Genomic DNA, 13992 nt, shown 5'->3' with positions numbered 1-13992 from the left:
GAACGCCAACTCCTCGTGGAATGCCGGTTCTGGGGCACAGAGCGTCGACACTCACGTGTGACCCGTTATCAAGTGCCATCCTCCTCAAGGGCGACTCCGGGATTCCGTAGAGCACGACGCCCGTATGCGCGGGCCCCTCTCGCGGGGCGAGGGCGGGAGCGCGCATACGGGCGTCGGTGGGGGGTGGGGGGTGGGCCGGGCGGTCGTGGTTACCAGGTCACCGGCAGCTTGGTGAAGCCGCCGGACAGCTGGCCTTCGAGAAGCCGCAGGTCGTCCGCCGGAAGGGCCAGGCGCAGGCCGGGCAGCCGGGTGAACAGCCGGGTGAACAGCGTGTTGAGCTCGATGCGCGCCAGGGGGGCGCCGATGCAGTGCCAGATGCCGTGGGCGAAGGTGAGGTGCGGGTTGGGGGCCCTGGTGATGTCGAACCGCTCCGGTGCGTCGAAGGCCCGCTCGTCGAAGTTGGGGAGGCTGTAGTCGAAGAGGATCAGGTCCCCGGCCCGGATGGTCACTCCGCCGGTTTCGACGTCCTCGGTGGCGTAGCGCGGCAGGATCGACCCGCCGGCCTTGGCCGCCCGCAGCACTTCCTCCACGGCGTGCGTCATGGCGGCCGGGTCGGCCAGGGCCGCCGCGCGCTGTTTCGGGTGGCCGGCCAGGAGCACCACCCCGTGGTCCATGATCGTGACGACGCTGTCCAGCCCGGCGAAGAGCAGGCCCACGGCCAGCGGTGCCACGCGTGCTTCGGGGAGTCCGCCTTCGGAGAGGCGGGTCATGATGTCCTCGCCGGGCTCGGCGCGCTTCTGCCCGACCAGCCCCTCGACGAACGCGAAGAGGTCGCGCTGTCCGCGTTCCACGCTCTCGCGGCTGTCCAGCAGGGCCATCCGGGCCAGCAGCGTCATCAGCTCTCCGCGGCTGTGCGGGGGGATGCCGATGATGTCGCACAGCACCGTCAGGGCGACCGGTGTAGAGAGCCCGCCGTGCAGGTCGCCGGGCGCGCCCTGGGCGATGAATTCGTCCAGCGCGGCCTCCACGACGGCCTCGACCTTGGGCGCCATCTCGCGCACGCGCCGCGCGGAGAACATCGGGGTGAGCAGGCGGCGGGTCTCGGTGTGCGTCCGGCGGCCGGCGTCGGCGTCGGTATCGGTGATCATCAGGTCGAGGAACGGATTCCTGACGTACCGGGCCGCGTTCGCCGGGTCGGGGTGCGAGCGGCCGAAGCGCTCGTCGTGCAGCAGCTCCTTGAGCTCGGCGTGGCGGGTCACCAGCCAGCCTTCGTCGCCCGCGGGGGTGCGCACCCGGCAGATGGGCGCCTGCTCCTGGAGGCCGCGCAGCAGCGGGCTCACCCGGAGGAACTCGGGCGGTTCGAGGCCGAGGGAGGGCAGCTCTCGGGGGGAAGCGGTCATGGCCGGTCCTGCCTTTCACACATGGGTCGGTACTGGTGACGCGTTCGGTCGGGGGCCCGGAGGGGGGATGTCGGTGGCCCGTAGGGGAGATGAGGTCGCCGTCACGCTCCGCCGAGGGTGCCGAGCCAGCTCTCCACGATCTCCGCGGTCGCGGGGGCGTCCGCCTTGACCATGGAGAAGTGGTCGGCGTCGACCTTGCGGACGCAGGCCCCGGGGACCAGGGCGCCCTGCTCCTCGCCGTCCGCCCCGGCGGCGGGCGCGACGCCTTCGGCCTGCCGCGCCGCCAGGACGGTCAGCACGGGGGCGGTCGTGGGCTGCGCGTCGATCCCCTTGAGCAGGGTCATCCACCAGCCCATCGCGGACAGCCTGGAGTTGGTCATCCGCACCGGGGAGATCTCGTCGACCGAGAAGAACCGCCGCATCAGGCCGAGGTAGTCGATGTCCTCGCTGCTCTCGTGCCGGATGCTGAGGGTGTCCAGCAGCACCACGGCCGCGGGCTTGATGCCCCACGTGTTCTCCAGCAGGCCCGCGGCCGCGTAGGCGAACGCTCCGGCGGAGGAGTGCCCGGCCAGGACGAAGGGCTCGCCGTCGCTCGCGTTCAGCGCGCTCTCCGCGATGATCCTGGTCGCGGCCGCGGCCGTGGCGGGCAGCCGCTCCCCCGCGGCGAAGCCCGCCAGCGGCAGGGCGCAGACCTGCCGCCGGCCGCGGAAGGGCGCGGCGAACCGGGCGTATTCGTGGACGCCGCCGTTGGCGGTGGGCGTGCTGACGCAGATCAGCCGGGGGCTGCCGGGGCCCTCGGCGAGCGTGGTCGGCAGCGGCAGGTCTTCCAGCTCGGCCGTGTTCTCGAAGGTCGGGCGGATGGCCCCCAGGGCCGTGACCATGCGCCGGGCCTCCAGGGTCCGGCCGCTGTCGACGGCTGCGAGGAACATCCGCTCCAGCGAGTCGACCTCCCGCCCGGCGGCCGGGCCGCCGTCTCCCGCGCCGGAGGGGGTGCCGTCCGGGCCCGGCCGCCCGGCGAGTTCGCTGTGCAGCCACGTGGCGAGGTTCTCGGGGGTCCTGTTGTCGAAGACCACGGTGGCGGGCAGTTGCAGGTCCGTGGCCGCGGCGATCCGGTTGCGGAGCTCGACCGCGGTCAGGGAGTCGAAGCCCAGCTCGAAGAAGTCCCGGTGGACCTCGACGCCCTCGGCCGACGCGTGCCCCAGTACGGCCGCGGCCTCGGCCCGCACCAGGTCGGTCACGAGGCGGGCGCGCTCGCCCTCGCCCAGCCCCGCCAGCCGCCCGGCGAACTGTGCGGCCGCGCCGCCGCCGGTGGCGGTGGCCGCGGCGGCACGGCGGCCGGACTTGACCAGGCCGCGCAGCACGGGCGGTACAGGGCCGGCGGCGCGTACCGGCCCGGAGGCCCGGCCGAGCACGACGAGGTGGGCGGCGGCGCACTCCCCCGCCGCGTCGAGCAGGGCGAGTCCCTGGCCGACGGAGAGGGGGGCCGCCCCGTAGGAGGAGATGCGCCGCATGTCCGCCTCGGACAGCCCGGCCGTCATGCCGCTGTCCTGCGCCCACGCGCCCCACGACAGGGACTGGGCGGGCAGGCCGCGCGCCGTGCGGTGCCGGGCGAGCGCGTCGAGGAAGACGTTGCCGGCGGCGTAGTTGCCCTGGCCGGGGGTGCCGGTCACGCCTGAGATGGACGAGAACAGGACGAACGCGGCCAGGTCGAGTTCCTGGGTGGCTTCGTGCAGGTGCCAGGCGGCGTCCGCCTTCGGGCGCAGCACGGCCGACAGCCGGTCGGCGGTCAGCGACGTCACCACGCCGTCGTCCAGCACGCCGGCCGTGTGGATCACGGCCGTCAGCGGGTGCCCGGCCGGGACCGAGGCCACGAGCGCGGCCACCGCCTCGCGGTCGGCCGCGTCGCACGCGACGATGGTCGTCCGGGCGCCGAGGCCGGCCAGTTCGTCGCGGAGTTCCGCCGCTCCCGGCGCGTCCGGGCCGCTCCGGCTCGCCAGCGTCAGGTGCTTCACGCCGTGCTCGGTCACCAGGTGACGGGCGATTTCGCGGCCCAGGCCGCCGGTGCCGCCGGTGATGAGTACGGTGCCGTCCGGGTTCCATGCGCGCGGCATGGTCAGCACGATCTTGCCGATGTGCTGGGCCCGGCTCATGTGGCGGAACGCCTCGGGGGCCCTGCGTACGTCCCAGGTGGCGACCGGCAGGGGGCGCAGCGCGCCGTCGGCGAACAGCTCCAGCAGCTCGGTCAGCATCTCCTGGGTGCGCTCGGGTCCGGCTTCCGCGAGGTCGAAGGCGCGGTAGCGGACTCCGGTGGCCGACTCGGGGTCGCGGATGTCGGTCTTGCCCATCTCCAGGAACCGGCCGCCGGGGGCGGTCAGCCGCAGCGAGGCGTCGACGAACTCTCCGGCGAGGGCGTTGAGGACCACGTCCACACCGCGGCCACCCGTGACCTCAAGGAAGCGCTGTTCGAAGTCGGTGGTGCGGGACGACGCGATGTGGGTGTCGGGGACGCCCAGCTCGCGCAGGGTGTCCCACTTGCCTTCGCTGGCCGTGGCGAACACTTCGGCGCCCAGGTGCTTCGCCAGCTGGATCGCCGCCATTCCGACACCGCCGGCGCCGGCGTGGATGAGGACCTTCTCGCCGGGCCGCAGGTCCGCCAGATCCGTGAAGGCGTAGAGGGCGGTCAGGAAGACCAGCGGCACCGACGCCGCCCGCTCGTACGACCAGCCGTCGGGGATACGGGTCAGGAGCCGTTCGTCGGCCACGGCCACGGGGCCGAAGCCGCCGAACAGCATGCCCGTCACGCGGTCGCCCGGGCGCAGTCCGGTCACCCCGGGCCCGGTTCCGGTCACCACGCCGGCGCCCTCGGCGCCGAGCAGCCCGGCCTCGCCGGGGTACATGCCCAGGGCGTTGAGGACGTCGCGGAAGTTCACGCCCGCGGCCCGGACCGCCAGCCGCACCTGCCCCGGCGCGAGCGGCTCCAGGGTCTCCGGGCAGGGCGCGAGCAGCAGGTCGTCGAGGCTTCCCCCGGCGCCCGTGCCGAGCCGCCACGGCACTCCGGCGGGGGGCAGCAGGCCCGCTCCGGCGCCCGGGCGGGCCAGCCGGGGCACCCGGACGGCGCCGTCGCGCACCACGAACCCTTCGTCGCCGCCGGCCAGCAGGCCCGGCAGGACGGGGAGCAGGGCCGGGACGTCGCCGTCCGCGGCGTCCACCAGGACGAACCGGCCGGGGTTCTCCGACTGCGCCGACCGCACCAGACCCCACACGGCGGCCGCGGCCAGGTCCCGTACGGTCTCGCCGTCGTCGGCGGAGACGGCGCCGCGGGTGACGAACACCAGGCGCGACCCGGCGCGGTGCTCTCCGGCGGACCATTCCTGGAGCAGGCCCAGGACACGGGCTGTCAGCTCGTGCGCGGAAGCGGGTACGTCGGTGGCGGTCAGGTCGGCGGCGGGCCCGTCGGTGTCCGTGCCGGACACGGGCACCAGTACCAGGTCTTCGTCGCCGGTGAGGCCGGCCAGGGAGGCGACCGACGCGCCCGCGCCGAACCGGTCGGCGCCGGCGCCCAGGGTCACGCACCGGACCCCGGCGTCCGGCACCTCGGCAGCCGTCGCCTCGGGCGCGGGCACCCACTCCAGTGACAGCAGCGCGTCGTGTCCCGCGCCGCGCGCGGCCGGGGCCGCCGCCGACGTGCCGCGCAGGACCAGGGCCTCCGCCGACAGCACGGGCGCGCCTTCGACGTCGACCGCCGCGATCGACACGCTGTCGTCGCCCGTTCTCGTGACCCGTGCCCGCACGACCGCGGCCCCGCCGGCGTGCAGGGACACGCCGCGCCAGGCGAAGGGCATGAGGAGCTGGTCGTCGGTGCCGACACCGGCCATCCGGTGGGACTGGATCACCGCGTCCAGCAGCGCCGGGTGGATGCCGAACGCCCCGGCCTCACCGGCGGCGCCCTCCGGGAGCGCGGCTTCGAGATGGACCTCGTTCTCCCGCTGCCAGACCGAGCGCAGGCCCTGGAAGGCGGGACCGTACCCGGTTCCCTCGTAGAAGCCCTCCAGGTCGACGGCCACCGCGTCCCGGGGCGGCCACTCCTGCGCGCCGAAGTCCTCGGTCCGCTCCTCCCCGTCGGTCAGCCTGCCGGTGGCGTGCTGGACCCACTCCCCGTCGGGCGCGCCGTCGGCGCGCGAGTGCACGGAGATCGTGCGGGCGCCCACCTCGTCGGCTGCTCCGACCAGCACCTGGACCTGTGCGGCGCCTTCCTCGGGCAGGACGAGCGGGGTGAGGAGGACGAACTCCTCGACCCGGTCGCAGCCGAGCTGGTCGCCGGCGCGCAGGGCCAGTTCGAGGAAGCCGGTGGCCGGGAAGAGGACGTTGCTGCCGATGGCGTGGTCGGTGAGCCAGGGGTGGGTCCGGAGGGACAGCCGGCCCGTGAACACGACCTCGCCAGAGTCGGCGAGCGCGAGCATCGCACCCAGCAGGGGGTGCTCCGCCGGGGCGAGGCCGGCGCCGGTCACGTCCCCGGTGAGCGCGGCGGGCCTGGGCCAGTACCGCTCGTGCTGGAAGGGGTAGGTGGGCAGGTCGACGCGGCGGGCGCCCGTCCCCTCGAAGAGGGCCGGCCAGTCCACCTCCACACCCGTCACGTGGAGGCGCGCGAGGGCGGTGAGGAGAGCCGTCTCCTCGGGGCGGTCCTTGCGGAGGGCCGGTACGGCTGTGCAGGTGTCGTCGAGGGTGTGCTGGGCCATGGCCGTCAGCACACCGTCCGGCCCCAGTTCCAGGAACACGCGGGCGCCTTCGGCGGCGAGCGTCTGTATGCCGTCGGCGAAGCGGACCGTTTCGCGGACGTGCCACACCCAGTAGCCGGCCGAGCACACCAGTTCCCCGGTGGCGATCCCACCCGTCACGTTCGACACCACGGGAATCCGCGGCGCCTCATACGACAAACCCTCCGCGACCTCGCGGAACTCCTCCAGCATCGGCTCCATCAACGCCGAATGGAAGGCGTGACTCACCGCCAGCCGCTGCGTCTTGCGGCCCTCGGCGGCGAATCCCTCGGCAATCCGCAGCACCTCGGCTTCATCACCCGCGAGAACGACGGACTGCGGGCCGTTGACCGCCGCGATGGACACCCCGTCCACCAGCCGCGCGGTCACCTCGTCCTCCGCCGCCTGGACGGCGACCATCGCACCACCGGCAGGCAGCGCCTGCATCAGCCGCGCACGCGCCGCCACCAGACGGCATGCGTCCTCCAGCGAGAACACCCCCGCCACATGCGCCGCCGCGACCTCACCGATCGAATGCCCCGCCACGAAATCGGGCCGGATCCCCCAGGATTCGACCAGCCGGAACAGCGCCACCTCGACCGCGAACAGCGCCGGCTGCGTAAAGCCCGTCTCCTCCAGGCGCTCCGGGTCCGAGAACATCACCTCCCGCAGCTCGGCGTCGAAATGCCCGAGCACGGCGTCCAGCGCCTCCGCGAACACCGGGAACCGCCCGTACAGCTCCCGGCCCATCCCCACCCGCTGCGAGCCCTGCCCCGAGAACAGCACCGCGAGCTTTCCGGCCATGTCCCCGGCGAGCCCGCGCGCGACCTCGACGGTCCCGTCCTCCCCCGCCAGCAGCACCGCGCGGTGTTCGAGACGGGCGCGGGACGTGGCCAGCGAGAAGCCCGTGTCGAGCGGTGAGGCGCCGGTCAGCGCGGAGATCCGCGCCAGCTGTTCCGCCAGCGCTCCCTCGGACTTCGCGGAGAGCGGCCACGGCACGGCCGCCGGTGAGATCTTCGGCTCGTCGTCGGCGCCGGGCTCCTCGGCGGCCGGCGCCTGCTCGACGATGACGTGGGCGTTCGTGCCGCCGATTCCGAACGACGACACGCCCGCCCGCCACGGCCGGTCCGCCTCGGGCCACGTCCCGGCCTCCGCCAGCAGCTCCACCGCGCCGGACGACCAGTCCACGTGCGACGACGGCGCGTCCACGTGCAGCGTCTTCGGCAGGACGCCGTGCCGCATCGCCAGGACCATCTTGATGATCCCCGCCACGCCCGCCGCGGCCTGCGTGTGCCCGATGTTCGACTTGACCGATCCCAGCCGCAGCGGGCGCCCGGGGTCGCGGTCCTGGCCGTACGTGGCCAGCAGCGCCTGGGCCTCGATCGGGTCGCCGAGCGTCGTGCCCGTCCCGTGCGCCTCGACGGCGTCCACCTCGGACGCCGACAGTCCGGCGTTCGCCAGCGCCTGACGGATGACGCGCTGCTGCGACGGGCCGTTGGGCGCCGTCAGGCCGTTGGACGCGCCGTCCTGGTTCACCGCCGAGCCGCGGACGACGGCGAGGATGTCGTGGCCGTTGCGCTGTGCGTCGGAGAGGCGTTCCAGGACGAGGACGCCGGCGCCCTCGGACCAGCTCGTGCCGTCGGCCGCGTCCGCGAACGCCTTGCACCGGCCGTCCGCCGCCAGCCCGCCCTGCCGGGCGAACCCGGCGAAGCTCATCGGGCTCGACAGCACCGTCACCCCGCCGGCCAGCGCCAGCGTGCACTCGCCGGAGCGCAGGGCGTGGGCCGCCAGGTGCAGCGAGACGAGGGAGGACGAGCACGCGGTGTCGACGGTGACCGCCGGCCCTTCCAGGCCGAGGCTGTACGAGATCCGCCCGGAGAGGACGCTGCCGGCGAGTCCGGTGCTGGCGTGGCCTTCGACGTCCTCGCGGGAGTTCATCACGACGCCGACGTAGTCGACGCCGTTCGTCCCGGCGAACACCCCGGTCTCGCTGCCCCGCAGGGAGCCGGGGTCGATGCCGGCCCGCTCCAGGGCTTCCCAGGAGGTCTCCAGCAGCAGCCGCTGCTGGGGGTCCATCGCCACGGCCTCGCGCGGCGAGATGCCGAAGAAGCCGGCGTCGAACGCGGCGGCGTCGACGAAGCCTCCCTCGGCGGCCGCCCGCGTGCCGTCACCGTCGCCCGTCAGCAGGCCGAGGTCCCAGCCGCGGTCCGTGGGGAACGCCGAGATGCCGTCCCGGCCCTCGTGCAGCAACTGCCAGAACTCTTCCGGCGACCGCACCCCGCCCGGGAACCGGCAGGACATTCCGACGATGGCGATGGGCTCCTGCTTGCCGGACTCGGCCTCCAGCAGCCGTTGGCGGGTCTGGTGCAGATCGGCCGTGACCCACTTGAGGTAGTCAACGAGCTTGCTGTCTTCGGGCATGACGCGAAACCTTTCCGAAAAATGTGGAGGCCGGGCTCGGTGAGCGGGGCTCAGTGAGCGCTGTGACGGCCGAGCTCGTTGTCGATGAAGGCGAAGATCTCATCCGTGCTGGCGGCTTCGATCCGTTCGGCGACCTGGGCGCCGCCGGCCTCCGCCTCGGCTCCTCGCCACTTCTCCAGCATCTGGAAGAGCCGGCCGGAGACGGCCGACCGGGTACGGGCGTCCAGCTCGCCGGCGGCGAGCGCGGAGTCGAGGCGTGCGAGTTCCGCGAGGAGCGCAGAGCCCGCGTCCGCCACGGCCTCGTCCACGAGCCGGGGGACGAGGTGGGCCGCGAGCGCGGCCGGGCTGGGGTAGTCGAACACGAGGGTCGCGGGCAGGCGCGTGCCCGTCGCGGCGGTGAGCCGGTTGCGGAGCTCGACGGCGGTCAGGGAATCGAATCCCAGGTCGCGGAACTCCCGCCGCCCGTCCACGGCGTCGGGCGACGCGTGGCCCAGCACGGCGGCCGCCTCGGCCCGTACGAGATCGGTCATGAGGCGCGTGCGCTCCTCCGGCCGTGCCTCCCGCAGCCGGTGGCCGAGCGCCGGGGCGGCTTCAGCGCCGCCGGCGGAGCTCGCCGCCGTACGCCGGGGACCCTTGAAGAGGCCGCGCAGCAGCGGCGGCACCTCGCCGGGGATCCGCGTGCCCGCGGCGACCGGGCCGACCGGGACGAGGCACGTCTCGCCCGACGCGGTGGCCGCGTCGAACAGTGCCAGGCCCTGCCCCGCCGACAGCGGCGGGGCCCCGGACGCGGCGATGCGCCGCATGTCCGCCTCGGACAAGGTGCCCGTCATGCCGCTGCCCTGCGCCCACGCGCCCCAGGCCAGGGACTGCGCGGGCAGGCCGCGCGCCGTGCGGTGGCGGGCCAGCGCGTCGAGGAAGGCGTTGCCGGCGGCGTAGTTGCCCTGGCCGGCGCTGCCCATGACACCCGAGACCGAGGAGTACAGGACGAAGGCGGCGAGCTCCCTGTCCCGGGTCAGCTCGTGCAGGTGCCAGGCCGCGTCCGCCTTCGGCCGCAGCACGCCCGACAGGCGCGGTGCGGACAGCGAGGTGACCACGCCGTCGTCCAGCACGCCCGCCGTGTGGACGACCGCGGTCAGCGGGCGGTCCAGGGTCTCCAGCAGCCGCGCGACGGCTTCGCGGTCGGCCACGTCGCACGCCGCGACGGCCACTCCGGCGCCGAGGGCGGTCAGTTCCCCGCGCAGCCGGGCCGCGTCCGGGGCGGCCTCGCCCCGGCGGCTCACCAGCGTCAGGTGCCGCACGCCGCGCTCGGCCACAAGATGCCTGGCCAGTACGCCGCCCAGGCCGCCGGTACCGCCCGTGATCAGCACCGTGCCGTCCGGGTCCCACGCGGGCGAGGCGGGTGCCGTGTCGCCCTCCTCCTCCGCCGCCCACCGGGCCAGCCGGCCCACGCGTACGGCGCCTTCGCGTACGACGAACCGGTCGTCGTCCGAGACCGCCGGGTCCGGCAGGGCCCGAAGCGCCGCCGGGACGTCGCCGTCCTCGGCGTCCACCAGGACGAACCGGCCCGGGTTCTCCGACTGCGCCGACCCCACCAGACCCCACACCGCGGCGCCGGCGAGATCGTCGCCGGACACCGCGCCGCAGGTCACGAACGCCAGCCGCGACGCGGCGAACCGCTCCTCCGCCAGCCATTCCTGCACCAGCCCCAGGACGCGTGCGGTGAGTTCGTGCGCGGAAGCGGGCACGTCGTCCCCCGTGCCGGAGACCGGGACCACGACCAGGTCCGGGACTTCCCCCAGCGACGACAGGCCCGTCGCGCCGAGCGTCACGCTCCGCACCTCGCCGGAGGCCCGTGCGTCCGGGGCCGCCACCCATTCCAGCCGCAGCAGCGCACCTTCCCGCGCGGGCTGCCGTACGGTCTTCCGGGCCCCGAGGACCAGCGCGTCGGCCGAGAGGACCGGAGCTCCCTCGGTGTCCGCCACGGCGACGGAGAAAGCGCCCCCGCCGGCCTCGGCGATGCGGATCCGCACGGCCGGAGCGCCACTCGCGTGGAGCGACACCCCGGTCCAGGACACCGGCGTGAGGCCCTGGTCGCCCCCGGCGGCCCGGGGCGCCGCCTCCAGCAGCGCCGGGTGCAGCCCGAAGGCCCCGGCATCCTCCGCCCCGTCCGGAAGCGCGGCGTCGACGAAGGTCTCGCCGCCCCGGCGCCAGAGCGCGCGTACGGTCCGGAACGCCGGGCCGTGCTCGTCCTGCCCGGCGAAGTCCTCCGGGTCCACGGCCACGGCACCGTGGGGCGGCCACGCCGCCGCGTCGAAGTCCGCTGCCGGCGCCGCGGACTTCAGCAGCACGCCGCTCGCGTGCTCCGTCCACGCCTGGTCCGCGGAGTCCGCGGGCCGCGCGTGGAAGCACACCGGGCGCGCGCCCTCCGCGTCGGGAGCGCCGACCCGCACCTGGAGGAGCGTCTCGGTGTCCTCGGCCAGGACGAGGGGTTCGGCGAAGGAGAGTTCACCGACCCGGTCGCAGCCGGTCCGGTCGCCCGCGCGGACGGCCAGTTCGAGGAAGCCGGCGGCAGGGAGGACGGGCACACCGTCGATCACGTGGTCCAGCAGCCAGGGGTGCGTCCGCGTCGACAGCCGGCTCGTGAACAGCGTCTCGGCGGAGTCCGCCAGCGGCACCTCCGCGCCCAGCAGGGGATGCCCGGCGGGCATCAGGCCCGCGGCGGACACGTCGCCCGCCGCGACGGCCGGCTTCGGCCAGTACCGCTGGTGCTGGAAGGGGTAGGTGGGCAGGTCGACGCGGCGGGCGCCGGTGCCGGCGAAGAGCTCCGCCCAGTCCACGCCGACGCCTGCCACGTACAGGCGCGCGAGGGCCGTCAGGAGCGCCTGCTCCTCGGGCCGGTCCTTCCGCAGGGCGGGTACGGCCACCTGCCCGCCGGCAGGGGCGAGGATGTCCTGGGCCATGGCCGTGAGGACGCCGTCCGGGCCCAGCTCCAGGAAGACGGAAGCGCCTTCGGCGGCGAGCGTACGGACACCGTCCGCGAAGCGCACGGTCTCCCGGACGTGGCGGACCCAGTAATCCGCCGAGCAGATCAGCTCCACGGCAGCAAGGCTGCCGGTCACGTTCGAGACCACCGGAATGCCCGGCGCGTTGAACGACAGCCCCTCGGCCACCCGCCGGAAATCCTCCAGCATCGGCTCCATCAGCGGCGAATGGAACGCGTGACTCACCGACAGCCGCTGCGTCTTACGTCCCTCGGCCGCGAACTCCCCCGCGATGCGCAGCACCTCGGCCTCGTCCCCGGAGAGAACGACGGACTCCGGGCCGTTGACCGCCGCGACGGACACACCGTCCACCAGCCGCCCGGCCACCTCAGCCTCGGGCGCCTGCACGGCAACCATCGCGCCGCCCGCCGGCAGCGCCTGCATCAAACGGGCCCGCGCCGCCACCAGCGTGCACGCATCCTCCAGCGAGAACACCCCCGCCACATGCGCCGCCGCAATCTCACCGATCGAATGACCCGCCACGAAATCCGGGCGAATCCCCCAGGATTCGACCAGCCGGAACAGCGCCACCTCGACCGCGAACAACGCCGGCTGCGTAAAGCCCGTCTCCTCCAGACGCTCCGCGTCCGAGAACATCACCTCCCGCAGCTCGGCGTCGAAATGCCCGAGCACGGCATCCAGCGCCTCCGCGAACACCGGGAACCGCCCGTACAACTCCCGGCCCGTCCCCACCCGCTGCGAGCCCTGCCCCGAGAACAGCACCGCGATCCGGCGGCCCGTCTCCGCGCGGCCCCTGGCCGGTTCGGACAGCTCGACGTCGGGCCCCTGTGCCAGCAGCACCGCCCGGTGTTCGAAGACCGTACGGCCCGAGGCGAGCGAGAAGCCCACGTCCACCGGGGACGCCGCGCCCCGTAGCGCCGAGATCCGCTCGATCTGCGCCGCCAGCGCCGCCTCGGACCTGGCCGACACCGGCCACGGCACGGTGCCGGGTGCGGGCACCGAGTCCGGCAACGGGTCCAGCACCAGTTCCTCGGCCTGCTCCAGGATCACGTGCGCGTTCGTGCCGCTGATCCCGAACGAGGAGACGCCCGCCCGCCGCGGCCGGCCGGCCGCGGGCCACTCCCGGTCCTCGGTGAGCAGTTCCACCGCCCCGGAGGACCAGTCGACGTGCGAGGACGGTGCGTCCACGTGCAGCGTCTTCGGCAGCACACCGTGCCGCATCGCCGTCACGATCTTGATGATTCCCGCCACGCCGGCCGCCGCCTGCGTGTGGCCGAGGTTGGACTTCACCGACCCGAGGAGCAGCGGCCGTCCGGGGTCGCGTTCCCGCCCGTACGCGGCCAGTAGCGCCTGGGCCTCGATCGGGTCGCCGAGCGGTGTTCCGGTGCCGTGCGCCTCCACCGCGTCGACGTCCGCCGCCGCGAGCCCGGCGCTCGCCAGGGCCTGCCGGATCACTCGCTGCTGCGAGGGGCCGCTGGGCGCGGTGAAGCCGTTGGAGGCGCCGTCCTGGTTGACGGCCGAGCCGCGGACGACGGCGAGGACGGGGTGCCCGTTGCGGCGGGCGTCGGAGAGCCGCTCGACGAGGAGGACGCCCACGCCTTCGGACCACCCGGTGCCGTCGGCCGCGTCCGCGAACGCCTTGCACCGGCCGTCCGCCGCGAGCCCGCCCTGCCGGCTGAACTCCATCAGGGAGCCGGGGGACGACATGACGTTGACCCCGCCGACCAGGGCCAGCGCGCACTCGCCGGCCCGGAGGGCCTGGACCGCCGTGTGCAGGGCCACGAGGGAGGAGGAGCACGCCGTGTCGACGGTCACCGCCGGGCCTTCCAGGCCCAGGGTGTAGGAGAGCCGGCCGGACGTGGCGCTGGCGGCGATTCCGGTGCCGATGTCGCCGGTGGCGTCGGCCAGGGAGCGCACGAGCAGGTAGGCGTAGTCCTGGCCGTTGGTGCCGATGTAGACGCCGGTGCGGCTGCCGCGCAGGGACTGCGGGTCGATGCCGGCCCGTTCGATCGCCTCCCACGAGGTTTCCAGCAGCAGCCGCTGCTGCGGGTCCATGGTGAGGGACTCGCGCGGTGAGATCCCGAAGAAGTCCGCGTCGAAGTCCCCCGCGCCGTCGAGGAAGCCGCCTTCCTGGCTGACGGCGTTGCCGCGCCGGTCGACGCCGGCGTCCCGCAGGGCGTCGAGGTCCCAGCCGCGGTCCGTGGGGAACGGGCCGATCGCGTCCTTGCCCGCGGCCAGGAGCTCCCACAGGTCTTCGGGCGAGTGCACGCCGCCGGGGTAGCGGCAGCTCATCGCGACGATCGCGACCGGCTCCCTGGCCGCGGCGACGAGCTTGTGGTTCTGCCGGCGCAGGTGCTCGGCCTCCTTCAGCGAGGCGCGAAGAGCCGCGACGACGTTTTCGCTGGATGGGGTCAT

The 13992-nt window shown here is 74.5% G+C and carries 2 protein-coding genes and 1 pseudogene; all 3 read right to left on the bottom strand.

What is annotated here, in order from left to right; all coding sequences use genetic code 11:
• Window positions 1-209: 209 nt before the first annotated feature.
• Complete coding sequence (locus D7231_RS02355; protein WP_120753185.1) at window positions 210-1400, bottom strand: cytochrome P450; 1191 nt, start codon at window positions 1398-1400, stop codon at window positions 210-212.
• A 311-nt stretch (window positions 1401-1711) separates the two neighbouring features.
• Window positions 1712-8575 (bottom strand): annotated as a pseudogene (locus tag D7231_RS38740) (SDR family NAD(P)-dependent oxidoreductase); the annotation flags it as partial.
• Window positions 8576-8625: 50 nt separating this feature from the next.
• On the bottom strand, window positions 8626-13992 hold the full coding sequence (locus D7231_RS38735) for a type I polyketide synthase (RefSeq protein ID WP_120753183.1): 5367 nt from the start codon (window positions 13990-13992) through the stop codon (window positions 8626-8628).

The organism is Streptomyces klenkii (assembly GCF_003626645.1).
Classification (GTDB): domain Bacteria; phylum Actinomycetota; class Actinomycetes; order Streptomycetales; family Streptomycetaceae; genus Streptomyces; species Streptomyces klenkii.
The sequence above is the reverse complement of the archived record's forward strand: the minus strand, read 5'-3'. Positions and strand labels throughout refer to the sequence as shown.

Coding starts and splice junctions, on each gene's coding strand:
- D7231_RS02355 (WP_120753185.1), bottom strand. CDS start 1,400: ATGACCGCTTCCCCCCGAGAGCTGCCCTCCCTCGGCCTCGAACCGCCC.
- D7231_RS38735 (WP_120753183.1), bottom strand. CDS start 13,992: ATGACCCCATCCAGCGAAAACGTCGTCGCGGCTCTTCGCGCCTCGCTG.